We start from the raw sequence: 18,712 nt of genomic DNA on the forward strand, positions 1-18,712 counted from the left end.
CGCCGCAGGCAGGCCGCGTCAGCGGGCTTTGGCGCTTTCCAGCAGGGAAAGCGCCAGCGAGGCAAGAATGCAGGCGGTGAACAGGTAAAGGCCCCATGCGGTTTCGACCTTGCCGACCCCGACGCCCTTGGCCAGCACAATGTAGAGCGCGATCAAGAACACGTCGGCCATCGCCAGTTTGCCAAGGATCGTCAGCACCGGCAGCAGGCGCGGCGAGGCGAGGCCGAATTGGATCAGTGCCAGCCCGAGGGTTTTCAGGATTGGCGCCACAAGGGCGAACAGCGTGACCAGCAGCGCCAGAAAGATATCGGTTTGCCACAGGCTTTGCAGGCCCGTGATGACGCTGATTTCGCTGAGGTGAAAGAACGGCAGCCCCAGACCCGCCCGCATCAGGGGCGCGAACCACGCGATGGGAAACAGGATCAGCAGGGCGAGGTTGGCGTATTTCATCGCCGGCTATCGCACCGCCTCGATCGGGCCTTCGGCGCGGCCATGGATGAACTGGTCCAGATAGGGGTCACCGGAATCGTCAAGGCGGCTGACCGGGCCGGTCCATTTGATCACGCCGTCATGCAGCATCGCCACCTTGTCGGCGATGGCGCGGACGCTGCTCATGTCGTGGGTGATGGTCATGGCGGTGGCACCCATTTCCACCACGATCTCGCGGATCAGTTCGTTGATGACGCCAGCCATGATCGGGTCCAGCCCGGTGGTGGGTTCGTCGAAAAAGATGATTTGCGGTTCGGCGGCGATAGCGCGGGCAAGGCCGACGCGTTTCTGCATGCCGCCGGACAGTTCGGCCGGGAAGAGGTCGGCGGTTTCGGGTTTCAGCCCGACGCGGCGCAGCTTTTCGATCGCGATCTCGCGGGCCTCGGCCTTGGGGCGTTTCAGCGAGCCGCGCAGCAGGCGAAAGGCGACGTTCTGCCAGACCGGCAGGCTGTCGAACAGGGCGCCGCCCTGAAACAGCATGCCGAAATGGGCGAGAAACGCATCGCGCTCGGCCTTTTCGACATCCTGACCATCGACCAGGATCTGCCCGGCGTCGGGTTTGATCAGCCCCAGCACGCATTTCAGCGCCACTGATTTGCCAGTGCCCGAGCCGCCGATAATGACCATGCTTTCGCCCTTGGGCACCACCAGATCGACGCCGCGCAACACCTTGTTGCTGCCAAAGGCTTTATGAACGCCGCGCATTTCGATCATTGGGTAAAGAACGCCTCGGTCAGCAGGTAGTTTGAGGCGAGGATCAGCACCGAGGCCGTCACCACCGCCGACTTGGTGGCGCGGCCCACGCCTTGGGCGCCGCGCCCGGAATGCATGCCGAAATAGCAGCCGACAAGCGCGATGATGAAGCCAAAGACAGCGCCTTTTACAAGGCCGGATGCCACATCCCAGAATTCGAGAAAATCAACAGTGTTAGACAGATAGGCGGCAGAGTTAAAGTCAAGCCGGCCGATGCCGACCAGAAATCCGCCCATGATGCCGATGGCGTCGCCGACACCGACCAGCACCGGCAGCGCCAGTGTCGCGGCCAGCACGCGCGGCACCGTCAGATAGCGCATCGGGTCGGTGGACAGCGTCACCAGCGCGTCGATCTGTTCGGTGACTTTCATCGTGCCAATCTCGGCGGCGATCGAACTGGCGACGCGGGCGGCGACCATCAGGCCGCCCAGAACCGGGCCAAGTTCGCGTGTCATGCCGATGGCGACAATCGAGGGCACGACGGCTTCGGCATCGAACCGCGAGCCGCCGGCGTAGATCTGCAGCGCCAGCGCGGCGCCGGTGAACACGGCGGTCAGGCCAACAACAGGAAGGCTGAAATATCCAATTGTCAGAAGCGCCTGCAGGAATTCCTTAAAGTAAAACGGCGGCCGGACAAGCGCGATCAGCGTGTCCAGAACATAGCGCGATCCGCGCCCGATCCCGGCCAGAAACCCCAGCGTGCCATGACCGACGCCAGCGACCGCGCGCAGCAGCATCAGACCAGATCCCCGACATAGCGGCGTTTATAGCGCGCGCCCAGCGAGGTCAGGATCTCATAACCGATGGTGCCAGCCACATCGGCCAGATCGTCGATGGTCTGATCCGGGCCGAGAATGTCCAGCATGCGCGGCGTTGCGGCCAGATGGGTCACATCGACGGTGATCAGGTCCATCGACACCCGGCCGACGATCGGACAGGGCGTGCCGTCAAAGAACAGGTGGCCACGGCCGCTCATGGCGCGGATCAGGCCATCGGCATAGCCGCCCGAGACGGTGGCGACGACCGAGTCCTCTTCGGCGATCCAGGTGGCGCTGTAGCCGACGCTTTCGCCCTGTTCGACTTCGCGGGTCTGGATGACCGGCAGCGACAGGTTGACCACCGGCTCGGCCTCTTCGAACGGCAGGCCGCCATACAGGCCGACACCGGGGCGGGTGACGTCGAAATGATAGTCGGGGCCCAGCAGGATGCCACCGGTCGCCGACAGGCTGCGCGGCACGTTGATGCCGTCGGTCATGGCGTGGAAGGTGGCCAGCTGTTGCGCATTTTGCGGATGGTCAGGCTCGTCCGCGCAGGCGAGGTGGCTCATCACCAGACGCGGGCCTGCGGTCAGGGCGATTTCCGCCACCGCGGCCCATTCGGCCATTTCCATGCCCAGCCGGTTCATGCCGGTGTCCAGCTGAATGCCGAACGCGGCGCCGGGCAGGGCCTCGAAATGGCGGGTCAGCTGATCGACCGAGTTCAGCATCGGGATCAGGTCAAGATCGTTGATCATGTCGGTATCGCCCGACATGTGGCCGCCGAACACAAAGATTTCGGGGCCACGGCCCAGAACCTCGCGCACGGCGGAGCCTTCTTCAGCGGTCGCGACAAAGAATTTCCGCGCCCCGGCCTGTGCCAGCGCCCGCGCAACCTGCGCAGACCCCAGACCATAGCCATTTGCTTTGACCACGGCGCCGGTTTCGACGCCCGAGGCCGAGCGGGCGTCAAGTGCCGCCCAGTTGCGCTTGAGCGCTTCGAGATTGATGTTCAGTGATCCAGTAGACATGGCGAATGGTTTGGTTGGCACAAGCGATCAGGTCAAGGGAGAAACGTATTCGGCGCAGGCAGCGGTCAGAAATCGCCGCCTGCCCCTTGTTGCCACGGTTTGACGAGATTGCCAAAGCGGGTGAACTGGGCCTCGAAGCTAAGCTCGATGGTGCCAATGGGGCCGTGACGCTGTTTGCCGATGATGACTTCGGCTTTGCCGTGCAGGCGGTCCATTTCTTCCATCCACTTGGCCATGGCGTCCATGTTCTCGTCGCCGGGCTTTTCGCGCTCTTTGTAGTATTCGCCGCGATAGACGAACATCACCACGTCGGCGTCCTGCTCGATCGAGCCCGATTCCCGCAGGTCCGACAGTTGCGGCCGCTTGTCTTCGCGGCTTTCGACGGCCCGGCTTAGCTGGGACAGGGCGATGACCGGGATTTCCAGTTCCTTGGCGATGGCTTTCAGGCCCTGAGTGATCTCGGACACCTCGTTCACGCGGCTGTCCTTGGCGGTCGCAGGGCGCACCAGCTGCAAATAGTCGACGATCAGCACGTCCAGACCATGCGTTCGCTTCAGGCGGCGGGCGCGGGCGGCCAGTTGGCTGATCGGCAGCGCCGGGGTGTCGTCGATGAACAGCGGGCAGGCCTCAAGCTGTTTGGCAGCCTCGACGAAGCGGCGGAATTCCTCTTCGGTCATGTCGCCCTGACGGATCTTGTGCGACGAGATTTCCGAGGCCTCGGCCAGAATCCGGCCAGCCAGCTGTTCGGCGCTCATTTCAAGGCTGTAGAACCCGACCACGCCACCGCTGACCGCGCCTTCCGAGCCATCGGGCAGGGTGCCGCGTTTATAGGTCTTGGCGATGTTATAGGCGATGTTGGTCGCCAATGAGGTTTTCCCCATCGACGGCCGTCCGGCAAGGATCAGAAGGTCGGATTTGTGCAGGCCGCCCAGCTTGGTATCCATGTCGATCAGCCCGGTCGAGATCCCCGCCAGCCCGCCATCGCGCTGATACGCGGCGTTGGCGACGTTCACCGCATCGGTGACCGCGCGCAGGAACGACTGGAACCCGCTTTCGGACTGGCCTTGTTCGCCCAGCTTGTACAGCGCCTGTTCGGCCTCGACGATCTGGGTTTTCGGCTCGCTTTCGACCGAGACATGCGCGGCCTTGTCGGAAATATCGCGGCCCAGCTGGATCAGTTCGCGGCGGATCGAGAAATCATAGATCATCTGCGCATAGTCGCGCGCCGCGAAGGATGAAATCGCTGCCCCGGCCAGCTTGGCCAGATAGGCCGGGCCGCCCAGTTCCTTCAGGCCCTCGTCATCCTCAAGAAACGCTTTCAGCGTCACCGGCGAGGCCAGGGCATTTTTTTGAATCCGCGCTGCCGCCACCTCGTAGATGCGGGCATGCACGGGTTCATAGAAATGATGCGACTGGATGACCGAGGCCACCCGGTCATACACATCGTTGTTGGTCAGAATGGCGCCAAGAAGCTGTTGTTCGGCTTCGATGTTATGCGGCAGTGTGCCAGCCTCGGCGGCATCTTCGGCCTGTGGCCGGATCTTTGCGATCTCGTTCATTTTCCGTCCCTGTCTCTGCGCGTTTCCTTACATGAGAGGCGGCGCCCAGAGCAAAATGTATGTTTCTGTGGATCGGCTGTGGATAACCCTGATCCTACACGATTTTGCGGATTTGGGCGAGGGGTCATCAAGATATTGAGGCGCCCGTTGCGGGGCGCCCCTGAAACGGGTCGGCAAGGTTTCGCTGATCGGCGATCAGCCCTTTTGCCGCGCCTCTTGCCAGGCCCGCGGGGCGGTCAGGAAAGATTCGACCTCGGCCAGGGTTTCGGCGTCAAACGCGTTGGTGGCCTTGGCCTCGGCCAGAACGTCCCACCAGGTGCACAGGTGATGCAGTTGCACGCCGTGATCGCCCAGACGTTTTTCGGTGCCGGGGAAGATGCCGTAATAGAAAATCACCGCCGTATGGCCGCAGGTCGCGCCGGTGTCGCGGATCGCATCGACAAAGGACAGCTTGCTGCCGCCATCGGTGGTCAGATCCTCGACCAGCAGCACGCGCTGGCCTTCGGTCATCGCGCCCTCGATCCGGGCGTTGCGGCCATAGCCTTTGGGCTTTTTGCGGACATAGGTCATCGGCAGGGCCAGACGCTCGGCCACCATGGCGGCAAAGGGGATGCCTGCGGTTTCGCCACCGGCGATGTTGTCAAACGCCTCGAACCCGGCGTCGCGCATCACGGTGACGGTCAGAAAGTCCATCAGGGTGCTGCGAATGCGCGGATACGAGATCAGCTTGCGGCAATCGATATAGGTCGGCGACGGCAGGCCCGAGGCCAGCGTGAACGGTTCGGCCGCATTGAAATGCACCGCCTTGATTTCCAGCAGCATCCGCGCGGTCAGGCGGGCGATTTCTTCCTTGGGGGGGAACGAGGTGGGGATCATGGCAGCAGCTTTCTATCGGTTGTCTTTCGGGGGGCGGCGATCAGGCTTCGACCTGCCAATGCAGCGGGAAACCGGGGTCGAACACCGTGACCGGACCGGCGCCGGTCTGAATCTTGGCGGGATAGGCGACGGGCGCGCCCTTGGTCAGGGTCAGGGTCGCCTCGTTCGGCGGCAGGCGGTAGAAGGCCGGGCCATTGAGGCTGGTAAAGGCCTCAAGCTTATCCAGCGCCCCGGCGGTCTCGAACACTTCGGCAAGGCAGGACAGGGTGTTGGTCGCGGTGAAACACCCGGCACAGCCACAGGCGTTTTCCTTCAGCGGGTCGATATGCGGCGCGCTGTCGGTGCCCAGAAAGAACCGCGCATCGCCCGAGGTTGCCGCCTGAACCAGCGCCTGCCGGTGACTTTCACGCTTGGCGACGGGCAGGCAATAGTAATGCGGCTTGATCCCGCCAACCAGAATGTGGTTGCGGTTGATGATCAGGTGATGGGTGGTGATCGTCGCGCCCAGATCGGCGTCATTGGCCTGAACATAGGCCACGCCGTCGGCGGTGGTGATATGCTCCATCACCACGCGCAGGCCCGGCGTCGCGCGGCGGATCGGGTCCAGAACCCGGTCGATGAACACGGCCTCGCGGTCAAAGATATCGACGGCGGGATCGGTGTCTTCGCCATGGACACACAGCGGCATGCCGATCTCGGCCATTTTCTCAAGCACGCCGCGCACCTTGTCGAAATCGGTGACGCCGCTGGCCGAATTGGTGGTGGCCCCGGCCGGATACAACTTGACCGCCGTGACCAGCCCGCTGGCATGGGCGGCGGCGACGTCGTTGGGGTCGGTCTGTTCGGTCAGATACAGCGTCATCAGCGGCGTGAAATCAGCGCCCTCGGGCAGGGCGGCCATGATCCGGCCACGATAAGCTGCGGCATCGGCGCCGGTCACGACCGGAGGCACGAGGTTCGGCATCACGATCGCGCGGCCGAAATGCCGGGCGGTTTCGGGCAATACACCAGCCAGCATCGCGCCATCGCGCAGATGCAGGTGCCAGTCGTCGGGGCGGCGGAGGATCAGGCTTTGGGTCATGTCGCAGGCGTTACACAATTGGCGGCTTGGTTTCCAGTGGCTATTGCAGGCGCGGGGTCGGGAACGGTGCGATATCTACCGCCCAAAGGCGTTGCACCGGCCAACAGCGATTCCGTCTGTTGCCGCGCCCGGCATCACGCCGAATACACCGTCCGCCTGTTTTTTCGGCGGTAATGCGCAATAATTCCGCGTCACGCATTGATTCCGGGCATTGCTGCGGCGCAGCATTGTGATAAAATGATCCTGTCGCAGTTCCGCGATAAGAAGGTTCCATGCTGGATTCCGCTGACGCCACTTTGAGTATGCAACGCACGCGCGGGCGGGCCGAGGTTGTGCTGTCGGCTGCGGCCAACGGCGCGAAGCTGCGCAATCTGCATCAATCGGGATCTGCCAAGGCGATGTTGCCGCGCAACCATTCGCCGCGCCCCGAGATCGTTTTTCTGAACACCGCAGGCGGGCTGACCGGGGGCGACAAGATGCGCTTTGCCGTGACGCTTGAGGACGGGGCGCAGGCGACGGCGACCACCCAGACCGCCGAGCGGGCCTATGCCTCAAGCGGTGGTGTGGCCGAGCTTGAGGTCGACCTGACTTTGGGACGCGGGGCCGATCTGGATTGGCTGCCGCAGGAAACCATTCTGTTCGAACATTCGGCGCTGCGCCGCCGGACCACGGCCCGGCTGACCGGCGATGCGCGGTTGCTGATGGTTGAAACCGTTGTTCTGGGCCGTGCCGCGATGGGCGAGGTGCTGTCGGATATTTCGCTGCTGGACCATCGCCACGTGACTCGCGATAACCGGCCGGTTCTGGTCGAACCTTTGCGTCTGACCGGCGACAGCCTTGCGCGACGCGGGGCGGTTGCGGGGTTGAATGGCGCGCGGGCTTTTGCCACGGTCGCGCTGATCGCGCCGGGGGCCGAAGACGCGCTGGCGCCGATGCGCGCCGTGCTTGCCGGCTGCACCGATGTCGCGGTCGGCAGTTCGGGCTGGGACGGCAAATGCGTGGCCCGGCTGATGGCGGCGGATGCGATGCCGCTGCGTCATGCGCTGGTGGCGCTGTTAAGCAATTTGCGCGGGGCGGCCTTGCCCCGTGTCTGGCAAATCTGAGGAGGGGTCATGAACCTGACGCCACGGGAAAAAGACAAGCTGCTGATCAGTCTCGCCGCCATGGTTGCGCGCGGGCGGCTGGCGCGCGGTGTCAAGCTGAACCACCCCGAAGCGATTGCCCTGATCACCGATTACGTGGTCGAAGGCGCGCGCGATGGTCGCTCGGTCGCCGATCTGATGGAGGCGGGTGCCCATGTGGTCACTGCCGCCCAATGCATGCCCGGCATCCCCGAGATGATCCACGATGTTCAGGTCGAAGCCACATTCCCCGACGGCACCAAGCTGGTGACCGTCCATCACCCGATCCGCTGAGGAGAGCCTTATGAAAACAACTCTCGTGACCCTCACCACCGCTTTGACCGCCGCAAGCCCGGCCTTGGCGCATTCGGGTATGCATCTGCATCCGCATGGAATCGATACCGCCGCGCTGATGCTGTTCGGCTCGGGCGTGGTGGCAATTGCCGGTGCGGCGCTTGTTGCGATCCGGGTGCGCAAATGATCCCCGGCGAGATTTTCACGGCCCCCGGCGACATCACTCTGAATGCCGGTCAGACGCCGTTGACCCTGACCGTAGCCAATACCGGCGACCGACCCGTTCAGGTCGGCAGCCATTACCACTTTGCCGAAACCAACTCGGCGCTTGAGTTTGACCGCGATGCTGCGCGGGGAATGCGTCTGGATATCGCCGCCGGCACTGCCGTGCGGTTCGAACCGGGCCAAACCCGTCAGGTAACGCTGGTTCCTGTCTCGGGCGCCCGTCGGATTTTCGGTTTCAATCAGACTGTTATGGGCGCTCTGGACGCCTGAGCAACAAAGGAAAAATCATGATTTCTGTCAAAGCTTACAACTCCGACCTGCCGTATTCGAACTATGTGCATGTCTGGACCTCTGCGCTGGAAATGCAGATGTCGATGGCCAACGCATGGCTGGATCTGGCCCGTCGCTTTAACCCGCTGATGCCTGCCGTCGATATCCGCACCGTCAGCCGGGGCTATACCCCGCCGCTGCGCGCGGTGATGAAGGACGTCACCCCGACCCCGACCGCCGAAGTGGTCGAGGTCAAGCCGCTGTCGAAACCGGCGGTGAAAAAGCCGGTGGTCGAAGCGGAAATCGTCAAGGTAAAGCCGACCCCGGCAGCCGCACCCGCCGCCAAGGTCGCAGCCCCCAAGCCGGTTGAAGCCAAGGTCGAGGCCCCCAAGCCCGCCGCCAAGGTTGAAACGCCGAAGCCGGTAGAGGCCAAGGTCGAAGTCAAGGTCGAGACCCCGAAGCCGGTTGAAGCCAAAGTCGAAGCGCCGAAACCCGCCGCCAAGGTCGAAGCGCCGAAGCCGGTAGAGGCCAAAGTCGAGACCCCCAAGCCGGTCGAAACCAAGGTTGAAGCCCCGAAAGTCGACGCGCCGAAACCGGCCCCGGCTGCTGCTCCGGCGGTCAAAGCCACCGCGCCGAAGAAACCCGCCGCTGCCAAGGCGGACACCTCGCGCACGACCAGCCGCCGCCGCAAGCAACCGACCCGTCCGGCGCAACCGTTCAGTGAAAAATAAATGATCCTGACCAATACCAACGCCCCGACCCCGCTTGAATTGTTTCAGGCGGGGTTGGAACTGACCCACCTGACGGTCGAGGCTCATATGGTCATCACCATGCGCTGTCTGGGCTGGTGGGGCCTTTGGGCCGTTCCGCCCGAGGAAAACCACGTCATGGTCGGCGAAAAACTCAGCGGTCTGGCCGAAGCGGTCGAGGCCGCTCAGCGCGCGATCTGGCGCGGAGACCGTCCGGATCAGGTCGCCACGGCGGCCCTGCAACCGATCCGCGTGCGGACCTATGAAAATTCCAGCCGCCTGTCGCAACACGGCGTGCGGCCCGTGCCGAAACTGCGTCTGACCCTATAGGAGAGACCCCCATGCCCGCCAAAATCTCGCGCGCTGCCTATGCCGATATGTATGGTCCCACCACCGGCGACCGGGTGCGGCTGGCAGATACCGACCTGATCATCGAAGTCGAACGCGATCTCACCACCTACGGGGAAGAGGTCAAATTCGGTGGCGGCAAGGTCATCCGCGACGGCATGGGGCAAAGCCAGGTCACGCGCGCCGGTGGGGCGGTGGATACCGTTCTGACCAATGCGCTGATTCTGGATGTGACCGGCATTTACAAGGCCGATATCGGCCTGCGCGGTGGCCGGATCGCCAAGATCGGCAAGGCGGGCAACCCTGACACCCAGCCCGGTGTCGATATCATTGTCGGACCGGGCACCGAGGTCATCGCCGCCGAGGGCAAGATCGTCACCGCAGGCGGGTTTGACAGCCATATCCATTTCATCTGTCCGCAACAGGTCGAGGATGCGCTGCATTCGGGCCTGACCACGATGCTGGGCGGCGGCACTGGCCCGGCGCATGGCACGCTGGCCACCACCTGCACGCCGGGGCCGTGGCATATCGGCCGGATGCTGCAGGCGCTGGACGGGCTGCCGATGAACTTTGGTCTGGCTGGCAAGGGCAACGCCAGCCAACCTGCCGCGCTGGTCGAGATGGTCAATGCCGGCGCTTGTTCGCTGAAGCTGCACGAAGACTGGGGCACCACCCCCGGCGCGATCGACTGCTGCCTGTCGGTGGCCGACGATATGGATGTGCAGGTGATGATCCACACCGATACGCTGAATGAAAGCGGCTTTGTGGAAAACACCGTCGCGGCGATGAAGGGCCGCACCATCCACGCTTTCCACACCGAAGGCGCGGGCGGCGGTCATGCCCCTGACATCATCAAGGTCGTGCAGGAACAGCACGTCCTGCCCAGCTCGACCAACCCGACGCGGCCTTACACCGTGAACACGCTGGAAGAGCATCTGGATATGCTGATGGTCTGTCACCACCTCGACAGGGCCATCCCCGAGGACGTGGCCTTTGCCGAAAGCCGCATCCGCAAGGAAACCATCGCCGCCGAGGACATCCTGCACGATATGGGTGCCTTCAGCATCATCGCCTCGGACAGTCAGGCCATGGGCCGGGTGGGCGAGGTGATCATCCGCACCTGGCAGACCGCGCATAAGATGAAGGTCCAGCGCGGCCGCTTGCCCGAGGAAACCGGCGATAACGACAACGTTCGCGTCAAACGCTATGTGGCGAAATACACCATCAACCCGGCCATCGCGCATGGCATGTCGACCCATATCGGCAGCATTCAGGAAGGCAAACGCGCCGATCTGGTGCTGTGGAGCCCGGCGTTTTTCGGGGTGAAACCGGAAATGGTGGTGCTGGGCGGCATGATTGCCGTGGCGCAGATGGGCGATCCGAACGCATCGATCCCGACGCCGCAGCCGGTCTATACCCGGCAGATGTTCGGGGCGCTGGGCCGGGCGGTTGAACGCTCGGCGGTGCTGTTCGTCAGCGATGCCGCACATGCCGACGGCGTGCGTGACCATCTGGGGCTGGCGAAATCCACCGTCGCGGTGAAAAATACCCGCAATATCGGCAAGTCCGACATGGTGATGAACGACGCCACCCCGCAGATCGAGGTCAATCCCGAGACCTATGAAGTGCGCGCAAATGGCGAATTGCTGACCTGCGAACCGGCGACCGAACTGCCGATGGCGCAGCGTTACTTCATGTTCTGAGGCTTTTGCGCCACGCGGTCCCGGCCTAAGCCCCTGAAATCATGCGATTTGGCGTAAGTTGCGAAAGCTGCAATGCTGCTATGCGGCATTGGGCCTTAAACTTTGCCGCGACATGCCCGATATGGGCGGCAAGGGAGGAAACCAAACGCGAATGAGGTTTCCAATGGCGCATGCCGAAGATCACAACGCCGATAACGTCGCGCTGATCCAGCTCGACATGATGCTTGCCGAGATGGGGCAGGGGTTTAACGCCTATCTGGAACGCCGCGCCGCGCAGGACGCACTGCGCCGCCTGAATGCGCTTAGCGACGAAGCCTTGGCGCGCAGGGGGCTGCGCCGGACCGAGATCGTCGCCTATGTGGCGCAGCATCTGGGCTCGGGCACGCTGGCCGCCTGAGTCCTTTTCCCGAAAACACCCCCGCCAAGCGCGCCCCCGACGGCGCGCTTTTTGTGTTTTTGGGACATATGAAATAATACAATAAGGCCTGCGTTTTTCAGCCAATCCCCCGTAAATGACGCTGCGTATTCGGGGAAAAACACCGACAGTTTCCCCGATCCTGTGGCGGCGATAGTAATGACTAAGAGGTTATTAAATATGGGAAAAGAAGGTTCCAATAGTGATACCACTGTCGGAATTCGCCGTTGCGCTACACGCAATGCCGCATTGCGGCGATGGGGCTTGAACATCCCGGTCAAAACCTTAATTCTACAAGCAAGGGAGGAAGCAACTGTTTTACAGGAGTTTCCAAAATGGCACTGACCACTACGAACCTGCACATGCCGACGTTCTCGGCTTCGATTTTTCAAACCATCGGCCGCTTCCTTGTGAAGATTGCTGAAAACAGCGACACGGCAAAACGCCTGGAAGCGCTGAGCATGATGAGCGATGCCGATCTGGTCGCACGCGGTGTGACCCGCGAAGAAATGGTCGAGCGCTTTGTCCGCACCCGCTGCTACGTCTAAGCGGATTCGGCTTTAACCGATTTGCGCCGCCGCCTATGCTGCCATGAACCCCGGAATGACGGAGAGGCAGATGGTGGCGGTGCTTTGTTCTTATAAGGTCGCGCGGCAAGGCCAATGGTCCGATGCCGCGGACACGTTGACCCTCAGCTACGAGGCGCGGTTTCTGCGCCGCAAGCGGCTGACCACGGATTCCGGCGCGGATATGCGCGTCGATCTGCCTGAAACCACCAGCCTTGCCGCCGGCGATGCCCTGATCCTTGAGGACGGGCGCGCGGTGGCGATTCAGGCCGCCCCCGAGACCTTGCTGAAAATCACCGGGCCGAACCTGCCGCGGCTGGCATGGCATATCGGCAACCGCCACACCCCCTGCCAGATCGAGGCCGATCACCTGTTGATCGCCCATGACCATGTGCTGGCCGATATGCTGGCCCATCTGGGCGCCGGGGTGGCGCATGTGACCGCGCCGTTCACCCCCGAAGGCGGGGCCTATGGCCATGGGCGCACGATGGGGCATTCGCATGGCGACCATGACCACGGGCATGACCATTCCCACGATCACACGCATGACCACAGCCATTCCCATGACCATTAAGGCCCAAGGATGAGCGCCGATCTTCTGACCCTGACACAATGGTTGTCACCGGCTTTTCCGCTGGGCAGCTTTGCCTATAGCCACGGGTTGGAGACCGCGATCGCCACCGATCAGGTGGGCGATGCAGCCGGATTGCAGGACTGGCTGCAGCTGGTGCTGGAAGAAGGCGCCGGTGCGGTCGATGTGACCTTGCTGTGCCTGACACAAAAGGGCGCTGATGCCGATGATTTGGCCGCGCTGGCGCTGGCGCTGGCGACCTCGCGCGAGCGGCAAGAGGAAACGCTGGCGCAGGGCCGGGCCTTGGTGTCGACCATCAACCAGATCAATGGTGAGGACGCCCCGGCGCGGCCGCTGCCGGTGGCGCTGGGCGTGGCGGCGCGGCGGCTGGATTTGTCGCCCGAGCAGGTGGCGGCGCTGTATCTGCATGGGTTTGCGTCGAATCTTGTGTCGGTGGCGGTGCGGTTCGTGCCTTTGGGCCAGACCGAAGGCCAGCGCGTTCTGGCCGGTCTGCACCCGACCATTCAGGCCGTCGCCGCCCGCGCCGCGCAGGCCACGCTGGACGATCTGGGCAGCGCCGCCTTGGGCGCTGACCTGTCGGCTATGCAGCATGAAGAACTGGACGTAAGGATTTTCAAGACATGAGCAGCCCCAACGGACCCCTTCGGATCGGTATCGGCGGCCCGGTTGGCGCTGGCAAGACGACGCTGACCGAACAGCTGTGCCGTGCTCTGGCGTCGAAATACTCGATCGCTGTGATCACCAATGACATCTACACCTCGGAAGATGCCGAATACCTGATGCGGGCGCAGGTTCTGCCGATGGAGCGCATCAAGGGTGTCGAGACCGGCGGCTGCCCGCATACCGCAATCCGCGAGGATGCCAGCATCAATCTGGCCGAGGTCGCCGCCTTTCGCGAACGCATCCCCGATCTGGACATGATCCTGATTGAATCGGGCGGCGATAATCTGGCCGCGACATTTAGCCCGGAACTGGCCGACATCACGCTTTATGTCATCGACACGGCGGCGGGGCAGGATATTCCGCGCAAGAAAGGGCCGGGGGTGACGCGCTCGGACCTGTTGATCATCAACAAGATCGATCTGGCGCCTTATGTCGGGGTCGATCCGGTGCTGCTGGAATCCGATGCCCGCGCCGCGCGCGGAACGCGGCCGTTCGTGATGGCGGCGCTGAAATCGGGCAAAGGCGTCGATCAGATCATCGCCTTTGTCGAGGAACAGGGCGGGTTCTGACGGCGGTTAACCGTCCGCCGCCTTGTCCAGTGTATCGATATCCAGCCAATCGGGCAGCGGCCCGGATTCAGACAGCTTGCTGACTGCCTGTTTGAAACGCTTGCGGAACAGCGGCGCACGTAGCCGCCCGGCGACGCTTTGGCATAACAGCGCGGTCAGATAGGGCCGGTCTTCGTATTCCAGCGTTTCCATCAGCCGCCGCAGATAGGGTTTGTAATCGCGGCGGGCGCGATAAAGCTGGTGAAAGATTTCCTCGGTCAGATGGCCTTCGCAAGCGGCGTCCAGCATCTCGGCCAGCACGCCCATCTTGACCAGATCAGCCTCGACCGAGCCATTCAGCCAGCGACAGCGCAGCTTGGTGACATTGGGCCGGGTGAACAGCGCCGCATGGACCGAATCCAGCGATACATCCGGGTCATACAGGATGAAGGCGTGGTTGGCGGCCTCAAGCATGTCGGGCGCATAGCCATAGCGATCGGTAAACGACAGGCGGCGATGCTGGGCAAAGCGCGGATCCCATTCGGTGACGCGCGGGTCCAACGTGGCCTGCGGGCAGATGGTGATGACCGTGGCACCGGGGGCCGCGACCGAAAACGCCGCCGCCGCATAGCCGCACATGCCCGCACCATAGAACACGACGCGGTCGAAATCCTCGAAAAAGCCGTCATCGACCAGCCGGTCGAAATAGCCGTAAACGCGGGGGTCACGGAACCAGGTGTCGCCTTCGCAGATCACTGACAACAGCGACCAGCCGGCATCTTCGGCCAGATCAAAGGCCAGCGGCACGGCATCTTCGGCCGTTCCCATGCTTTCGGCGGTTTCAAAGCTGACCAACAGGGTGGGGGTTTCGTCGATGAACAGGGCGGCATGGGCATTGCCCAGTCGTTCAAAGCTGCCGCGGGCCTCGCCCAATGCATCAAGGCGTTGATACCAGGGACGTTCGTTAATTGGATGTTCGACGGTTTCAACCCGCATGTTGGCCTCACTCATTCCGCAGTAATTTGGGCCAGAAGCCCGGTCAGCGGCACATTCGTTACTCGATTGAACCTTTTGTGACGGAACATTGGGGCAGAAATTAGCGGGCGACGGGGCAATATTACGAGAGAGTCCGGCCATTCCGCGACAGTCCGCCAAAATCGGCGGTTTGATACCGATTAACGTCGGTATTGGCGATTTTCCGGCGAAAGAGGGGGCTGCAAAACCATAAGCAGACTGCCTATGCCCGCCCGGTGCGAGTCGGTCTGGACGACGCAGTCAGCAAGTTCGCTGACAAGCGGGCGCGTCGCGCAATCAAGGGTTGATCTGGGCGCTCTGGACCCGTTGCCTAGAATCATGCGGCGGCCTGCGATGGCCTGTGGCGCCGCACACACCTGACCTGCCGGTGGCCCGAATATGGCCTGCGCCCGGGGCGGGGCCGGGGATTTTGGCCGCAAAACACGACCCGTTTCATGCACTGCAGCACGAATATAGCCCGGCCCTGATCGCGTTTGACCTGTATCAAAGTCGCCGCGACCGTCCTTGGTTATAAGAAAATCATAGGTTGCGAATCTCTATTGGCGTGGGACACGCGACCTTTGCTTCGACCGTGACTTCCCTGCACGGTTTGTTCGGCGGCGGCCTCCCTCTGCCGCGAATTGACGAAGCCTCTCAGGCGCTGCGGGCCCTCCCTCCTGCGGCGCCTTAAATTTTTCAGCCCCCTGAAAGACGCAAAAGCCCCCGACGATGCGGGGGCTTGGCGGTCTGCGACAGGCGCAGAAATTATCTTGGGATTGGCCCGATCATCATGATCATCTGGCGGCCTTCCATCTTGGGCATGTTTTCAACCTTGCCCACTTCCTTGACGTCCTCGGCCACACGCTCCAACAGCTCGCGGCCCAGATTAAGGTGCGCCATCTCGCGGCCCCGGAAGCGCAGAGTGATTTTCACTTTGTCGCCTTTTTCCAGGAATTTGAACACGTTACGCATTTTGACTTCGTAGTCATGCGTATCGGTGCCCGGCCGGAATTTGACCTCTTTGACCTCGATGATCTTTTGCTTTTTCCGTGCTTCGGATTCGCGTTTTTGCTGTTCGTATTTGAACTTGCCGAAATCCATGATCTTGCAGACCGGCGGCTCAGCGTTCGGAGAGATTTCCACCAGATCCAGCCCGGCTTGTTCGGCCATTGCCATTGCACGCTCCGGAGTGACCACGCCGACATTTTCGCCTTCGGCACCAATCAGTCGGATTTGCGGCGCCCGGATGCGTTCATTGATGCGGGGGCCAGTGTCGCGCGTCGGGGGCGCGTTATGAGGTCTGCGGGCTATGACATTGATCCTTCTGTCATTGAAATCAGGTGGCGGGCAAAATAGTCCCGCTGACCGCGTCTTTCAACCCGATATTCTGGGACAGAATGTGGCGATTTGCTGCCGAAAGGTGGAATAGCTGTTTTCTTTCTGCAAGTGCAGTGTCACATCGTGCGATCATAAGTGATCGGCAATAGTCCGAAAAGGAAACGAGTTATGAAGAATACTGTAATCACTGTAGCGATTCTTGCGGCCGTCGGCCTGGGTGGTTTCGCATGGTATCAGTCCCAAAATACCCCCGCCGAGGCGCCCGCTGTGGTTGAAACCAAGGCGCCCGAAGCGGAAGAAGCCAAAGAATCCGCCCACGAAGCCGCTGAAGCCGCCAAAGAGGCGGTGGAAGAGGCCAAGAAAGCTGTGACCGAGGCCGCTGACGCCGCCAAGGATGCCGCTGCTGAGGCCGCCGACACCGCCAAAGAGGCCGTGCAGGGCGCCATGGACGAGATGAAGGAAGCTGTCGAAGCTGCCACTGATTCGGCAACAGCAGCAACCGAATCCGCTGCGGACGCGACCGAAGCCGCCACGGATGCCGCTGCTGACACCACCGAAGCTGCGACCGATGCCGCTGCTGACACCGCAACCGATGCGGCTCCGGCCTCGGACGATGCGTTGGCTGGTCTGCTGACCGTTGAAGGTTTCGACGGTGAAAAACTGATCGCCGCGATTCAAGAGACGGATCTGGGCGAGATGGAAAAGACCACGCTGATCGCTGTGGTTCAGCAAGCCGCCAACAACCCCGATCTGGTGGCTGCGGCCATTGATCAGGTCAAAGCGGCGCTGGGTCTGTAATTCAGGCGAAATAATCGGCCGCGCGGGGGCAACCTTGCGCGGTCAGCCGACAAAGGCCTTTTCGACGACGAATTGCGCCGGCTCGGAATTGGCGCCTTCTTTCAGGCCAAAGCCTTCGAGGATCGCCATGATGTCCTTGTTGAACCCCAGACTGCCGCAGACCATGCCCCGGTCGTGTTCCGCATCCATCGGCGGCAGGCCGAGGTCGGCGAACACCTTGCCTGAGGTCAGGTTGTCAGTGATCCGGCCCATGAACGGGCTGTCTTCGCGGGTGGTCGTGGGATAATATTTGATCTTGTCGCCGACCAGTTCACCGATCAGCGGATCACCCGGCAGCGCCGCGATCAATTCGCGGCCATAGGCCAGCTCATCGACTTGACGGCAGGTGTGCATGACCACGACTTCTTCATATCTTTCATAGGTTTCCGGGTCGCGCAGCAGGCTGGCGAAGGGGGCAATGCCGGTGCCGGTGGCGAACATCCACAGCCGCTTGCCGGGCAACAGCGCATCCAGAACCAGCGTGCCGACCGGCTTGGGGCGCAGGATGATCTGATCGCCGACTTCGATATGTTGCAGTTTGCTGGTCAGCGGGCCATCGGGCACCTTGATCGAATAGAATTCCAGTTCCTCATCCCAGCTGGGCGAGGCGATGGAATAGGCCCGCAGCAGCGGTTTCTGCTTGCCGGTCTTCGGGTCCGGATCGCCCATCAGGCCGATCATCACGAACTCGCCCGAGCGGAACCGCAGCGATTGCGGCCGCGTCACGCGGAACGAAAACAGCCGATCGGTCCAGTGCTTGACCGAGGTCACGGTCTGGGCGTCGGGGACGGTCGGAACGGGCCGCGCGGTTGCGGCGGCAACGGGGGTGGTGTCATTCATCGTATTGGTCCTTGAAACCGAAGATCCGGGCGCTCAGACAGCGCCGCGCAGACGGGTTTGATAGTCATGCGATTGCCAGTTGGCGCGGGCCTGCCACTGATCCCAGGGCTGGCGTTCGGCCAAATCCTGGTCGATCTCGACCTCGTCGAACCCGGCGCGCCGCGCCATCGCGTATTGGTCAGCGATCACATGGCCGCGCGCCCGCAGACGACCGGCAAAGCCCATCAACCGCAGACGGCGGGCCAGCGTGAACCCACGGCCATCGGCAAAGCTGGGGAAATCGACGCGGATCAGGTCGATGCCGTCCAGCCGCCCGGTCAGAATGGTCGGATCGGCATCCGAGGCCAGATCCACCGCAACCGCCGGCGCATTGGCCGCCGAGGTTTCCAGATCGGGGGCGGCAATGAACCCGTAACCCCAGTCGTCATTTGCGAAACCTTCATCCGTGACGATCACATTCATCGGTTTCTCCTCTTCCATCGTTTCCTCGACCACTTCTTCGACCGGCAACGGGCCGCGCACGACCTTGCCGTTGATGAAATGGATACCGCATTCCTCTTTGTCCTGATCGCGCCAACGACCGGCGCGCGGGTCTTCGCCGGGCTTGACCGGGCTGGTGCACGGGGCGCAACCGATCGACGGATA

At 62.4% G+C, this 18,712-nt stretch carries 24 protein-coding genes and 1 pseudogene; 13 read left to right on the forward strand and 12 right to left on the reverse strand.

What is annotated here, in order from left to right:
• Positions 1 to 18 precede the first annotated feature (18 nt).
• From ABYW26_RS01050 to pyrC, 7 genes are all read right to left on the reverse strand, one after another.
• Positions 19 to 450, reverse strand: a complete 432-nt coding sequence (locus tag ABYW26_RS01050) for a paraquat-inducible protein A (protein WP_372602821.1) — start codon at positions 448 to 450, stop codon at positions 19 to 21.
• Between the two features lie 6 nt (positions 451 to 456).
• Complete coding sequence (locus ABYW26_RS01055; RefSeq protein ID WP_372602822.1) at positions 457 to 1,203, reverse strand: ABC transporter ATP-binding protein; 747 nt, start codon at positions 1,201 to 1,203, stop codon at positions 457 to 459.
• Entirely contained in the window at positions 1,200 to 1,979 is a 780-nt protein-coding gene (locus tag ABYW26_RS01060) for an MlaE family ABC transporter permease (RefSeq protein WP_372602823.1), read from the reverse strand. The genes ABYW26_RS01055 and ABYW26_RS01060 overlap by 4 nt, the downstream gene beginning before the upstream one ends.
• Positions 1,979 to 3,028, reverse strand: a complete 1,050-nt coding sequence (alr, locus tag ABYW26_RS01065; protein ID WP_372602824.1) for an alanine racemase — start codon at positions 3,026 to 3,028, stop codon at positions 1,979 to 1,981. The genes ABYW26_RS01060 and alr overlap by 1 nt, the downstream gene beginning before the upstream one ends.
• Before the next feature lie 65 nt (positions 3,029 to 3,093).
• Complete coding sequence (locus ABYW26_RS01070; protein WP_372602825.1) at positions 3,094 to 4,587, reverse strand: replicative DNA helicase; 1,494 nt, start codon at positions 4,585 to 4,587, stop codon at positions 3,094 to 3,096.
• A gap of 195 nt (positions 4,588 to 4,782) precedes the next feature.
• Positions 4,783 to 5,463, reverse strand: coding sequence for an orotate phosphoribosyltransferase (locus ABYW26_RS01075; protein WP_372602826.1), 681 nt, complete (start codon positions 5,461 to 5,463; stop codon positions 4,783 to 4,785).
• 40 nt (positions 5,464 to 5,503) lie between these two features.
• Positions 5,504 to 6,544 (reverse strand): dihydroorotase, encoded by a 1,041-nt coding sequence (gene pyrC, locus ABYW26_RS01080; RefSeq protein ID WP_372602827.1) that lies wholly within the window; start codon positions 6,542 to 6,544, stop codon positions 5,504 to 5,506.
• A 272-nt stretch (positions 6,545 to 6,816) separates the two neighbouring features.
• On the opposite strand from pyrC, the gene ABYW26_RS01085 reads away from it, so the two are divergent.
• The 12 genes from ABYW26_RS01085 to ureG all read left to right on the forward strand — a co-directional run bounded on the left by ABYW26_RS01085 (position 6,817) and on the right by ureG (position 14,059).
• Entirely contained in the window at positions 6,817 to 7,647 is an 831-nt protein-coding gene (locus ABYW26_RS01085) for an urease accessory protein UreD (RefSeq protein WP_372602829.1), read from the forward strand.
• Between the two features lie 9 nt (positions 7,648 to 7,656).
• The gene (locus ABYW26_RS01090; protein WP_372602830.1) at positions 7,657 to 7,959 is read left to right on the forward strand and encodes an urease subunit gamma; all 303 of its coding nucleotides are present in this window, start codon (positions 7,657 to 7,659) and stop codon (positions 7,957 to 7,959) included.
• A 10-nt stretch (positions 7,960 to 7,969) separates the two neighbouring features.
• On the forward strand, positions 7,970 to 8,146 hold the full coding sequence (locus ABYW26_RS01095; protein ID WP_372602831.1) for a hypothetical protein: 177 nt from the start codon (positions 7,970 to 7,972) through the stop codon (positions 8,144 to 8,146).
• A complete protein-coding gene (locus tag ABYW26_RS01100; protein WP_372602832.1) occupies positions 8,143 to 8,454 on the forward strand; it encodes an urease subunit beta in 312 nt (103 codons plus the stop codon). The genes ABYW26_RS01095 and ABYW26_RS01100 overlap by 4 nt, the downstream gene beginning before the upstream one ends.
• Positions 8,455 to 8,471: 17 nt before the next feature.
• On the forward strand, positions 8,472 to 9,185 hold the full coding sequence (locus tag ABYW26_RS01105) for a hypothetical protein (protein ID WP_372602833.1): 714 nt from the start codon (positions 8,472 to 8,474) through the stop codon (positions 9,183 to 9,185).
• The gene (locus ABYW26_RS01110) at positions 9,186 to 9,533 is read left to right on the forward strand and encodes an antifreeze protein (RefSeq protein ID WP_372602834.1); all 348 of its coding nucleotides are present in this window, start codon (positions 9,186 to 9,188) and stop codon (positions 9,531 to 9,533) included.
• An 11-nt stretch (positions 9,534 to 9,544) separates the two neighbouring features.
• Positions 9,545 to 11,254: an urease subunit alpha gene (gene ureC, locus ABYW26_RS01115; protein ID WP_372602835.1), complete on the forward strand. Its 1,710-nt coding sequence runs from the start codon at positions 9,545 to 9,547 to the stop codon at positions 11,252 to 11,254.
• A gap of 163 nt (positions 11,255 to 11,417) precedes the next feature.
• Positions 11,418 to 11,651 (forward strand): hypothetical protein, encoded by a 234-nt coding sequence (locus tag ABYW26_RS01120; RefSeq protein ID WP_372602836.1) that lies wholly within the window; start codon positions 11,418 to 11,420, stop codon positions 11,649 to 11,651.
• A 353-nt stretch (positions 11,652 to 12,004) separates the two neighbouring features.
• Positions 12,005 to 12,217, forward strand: coding sequence for a hypothetical protein (locus tag ABYW26_RS01125; RefSeq protein WP_372602837.1), 213 nt, complete (start codon positions 12,005 to 12,007; stop codon positions 12,215 to 12,217).
• Between the two features lie 70 nt (positions 12,218 to 12,287).
• A complete protein-coding gene (gene ureE, locus ABYW26_RS01130) occupies positions 12,288 to 12,809 on the forward strand; it encodes an urease accessory protein UreE (protein WP_372602838.1) in 522 nt (173 codons plus the stop codon).
• Between the two features lie 9 nt (positions 12,810 to 12,818).
• Entirely contained in the window at positions 12,819 to 13,451 is a 633-nt protein-coding gene (locus ABYW26_RS01135) for an urease accessory protein UreF (protein WP_372602839.1), read from the forward strand.
• Positions 13,448 to 14,059 carry an urease accessory protein UreG gene (gene ureG / locus ABYW26_RS01140; RefSeq protein WP_372602840.1) on the forward strand — a complete coding sequence of 204 codons (612 nt, stop codon included), beginning with the start codon at positions 13,448 to 13,450 and terminating at the stop codon, positions 14,057 to 14,059. The genes ABYW26_RS01135 and ureG overlap by 4 nt, the downstream gene beginning before the upstream one ends.
• A gap of 6 nt (positions 14,060 to 14,065) precedes the next feature.
• On the opposite strand, the gene ABYW26_RS01145 is transcribed toward ureG, so the two are convergent.
• Entirely contained in the window at positions 14,066 to 15,034 is a 969-nt protein-coding gene (locus ABYW26_RS01145; RefSeq protein WP_372602841.1) for a phosphoadenosine phosphosulfate reductase, read from the reverse strand.
• Positions 15,035 to 15,817: 783 nt separating this feature from the next.
• Positions 15,818 to 16,363: a translation initiation factor IF-3 gene (gene infC, locus ABYW26_RS01150; protein WP_372602845.1), complete on the reverse strand. Its 546-nt coding sequence runs from the start codon at positions 16,361 to 16,363 to the stop codon at positions 15,818 to 15,820.
• Positions 16,364 to 16,558: 195 nt separating this feature from the next.
• On the opposite strand from infC, the gene ABYW26_RS01155 reads away from it, so the two are divergent.
• The gene (locus tag ABYW26_RS01155) at positions 16,559 to 17,188 is read left to right on the forward strand and encodes a translation initiation factor 3 (RefSeq protein WP_372602842.1); all 630 of its coding nucleotides are present in this window, start codon (positions 16,559 to 16,561) and stop codon (positions 17,186 to 17,188) included.
• Between the two features lie 42 nt (positions 17,189 to 17,230).
• On the opposite strand, the gene ABYW26_RS01160 is transcribed toward ABYW26_RS01155, so the two are convergent.
• The 3 genes and pseudogenes from ABYW26_RS01160 to ABYW26_RS01170 all read right to left on the reverse strand — a co-directional run.
• The gene (locus ABYW26_RS01160) at positions 17,231 to 18,067 is read right to left on the reverse strand and encodes a ferredoxin--NADP reductase (protein WP_372602843.1); all 837 of its coding nucleotides are present in this window, start codon (positions 18,065 to 18,067) and stop codon (positions 17,231 to 17,233) included.
• A gap of 33 nt (positions 18,068 to 18,100) precedes the next feature.
• Positions 18,101 to 18,529 carry a DUF934 domain-containing protein gene (locus ABYW26_RS01165; RefSeq protein WP_372602847.1) on the reverse strand — a complete coding sequence of 143 codons (429 nt, stop codon included), beginning with the start codon at positions 18,527 to 18,529 and terminating at the stop codon, positions 18,101 to 18,103.
• Between the two features lie 51 nt (positions 18,530 to 18,580).
• A pseudogene (locus tag ABYW26_RS01170) lies at positions 18,581 to 18,712 on the reverse strand (phosphoadenylyl-sulfate reductase); the annotation flags it as partial.

Origin of the sequence: Actibacterium sp. (genome assembly GCF_041584535.1) — a bacterium.
Classification (GTDB): Bacteria; Pseudomonadota; Alphaproteobacteria; order Rhodobacterales; family Rhodobacteraceae; genus Actibacterium_D.

Coding starts and splice junctions, on each gene's coding strand:
- ABYW26_RS01105 (WP_372602833.1), top strand. CDS start 8,472: ATGATTTCTGTCAAAGCTTACAACTCCGACCTGCCGTATTCGAACTAT.
- ABYW26_RS01165 (WP_372602847.1), bottom strand. CDS start 18,529: ATGAATGTGATCGTCACGGATGAAGGTTTCGCAAATGACGACTGGGGT.
- ABYW26_RS01120 (WP_372602836.1), top strand. CDS start 11,418: ATGGCGCATGCCGAAGATCACAACGCCGATAACGTCGCGCTGATCCAG.
- ABYW26_RS01160 (WP_372602843.1), bottom strand. CDS start 18,067: ATGAATGACACCACCCCCGTTGCCGCCGCAACCGCGCGGCCCGTTCCG.
- ABYW26_RS01090 (WP_372602830.1), top strand. CDS start 7,657: ATGAACCTGACGCCACGGGAAAAAGACAAGCTGCTGATCAGTCTCGCC.
- ABYW26_RS01085 (WP_372602829.1), top strand. CDS start 6,817: ATGCTGGATTCCGCTGACGCCACTTTGAGTATGCAACGCACGCGCGGG.
- ureC (WP_372602835.1), top strand. CDS start 9,545: ATGCCCGCCAAAATCTCGCGCGCTGCCTATGCCGATATGTATGGTCCC.
- ABYW26_RS01060 (WP_372602823.1), bottom strand. CDS start 1,979: ATGCTGCTGCGCGCGGTCGCTGGCGTCGGTCATGGCACGCTGGGGTTT.
- ABYW26_RS01100 (WP_372602832.1), top strand. CDS start 8,143: ATGATCCCCGGCGAGATTTTCACGGCCCCCGGCGACATCACTCTGAAT.
- ABYW26_RS01070 (WP_372602825.1), bottom strand. CDS start 4,587: ATGAACGAGATCGCAAAGATCCGGCCACAGGCCGAAGATGCCGCCGAG.
- ABYW26_RS01155 (WP_372602842.1), top strand. CDS start 16,559: ATGAAGAATACTGTAATCACTGTAGCGATTCTTGCGGCCGTCGGCCTG.
- ureE (WP_372602838.1), top strand. CDS start 12,288: ATGGTGGCGGTGCTTTGTTCTTATAAGGTCGCGCGGCAAGGCCAATGG.
- ABYW26_RS01095 (WP_372602831.1), top strand. CDS start 7,970: ATGAAAACAACTCTCGTGACCCTCACCACCGCTTTGACCGCCGCAAGC.
- ABYW26_RS01075 (WP_372602826.1), bottom strand. CDS start 5,463: ATGATCCCCACCTCGTTCCCCCCCAAGGAAGAAATCGCCCGCCTGACC.
- ABYW26_RS01145 (WP_372602841.1), bottom strand. CDS start 15,034: ATGCGGGTTGAAACCGTCGAACATCCAATTAACGAACGTCCCTGGTAT.
- ureG (WP_372602840.1), top strand. CDS start 13,448: ATGAGCAGCCCCAACGGACCCCTTCGGATCGGTATCGGCGGCCCGGTT.
- ABYW26_RS01125 (WP_372602837.1), top strand. CDS start 12,005: ATGGCACTGACCACTACGAACCTGCACATGCCGACGTTCTCGGCTTCG.
- pyrC (WP_372602827.1), bottom strand. CDS start 6,544: ATGACCCAAAGCCTGATCCTCCGCCGCCCCGACGACTGGCACCTGCAT.
- ABYW26_RS01050 (WP_372602821.1), bottom strand. CDS start 450: ATGAAATACGCCAACCTCGCCCTGCTGATCCTGTTTCCCATCGCGTGG.
- alr (WP_372602824.1), bottom strand. CDS start 3,028: ATGTCTACTGGATCACTGAACATCAATCTCGAAGCGCTCAAGCGCAAC.
- ABYW26_RS01110 (WP_372602834.1), top strand. CDS start 9,186: ATGATCCTGACCAATACCAACGCCCCGACCCCGCTTGAATTGTTTCAG.
- ABYW26_RS01135 (WP_372602839.1), top strand. CDS start 12,819: ATGAGCGCCGATCTTCTGACCCTGACACAATGGTTGTCACCGGCTTTT.
- ABYW26_RS01055 (WP_372602822.1), bottom strand. CDS start 1,203: ATGATCGAAATGCGCGGCGTTCATAAAGCCTTTGGCAGCAACAAGGTG.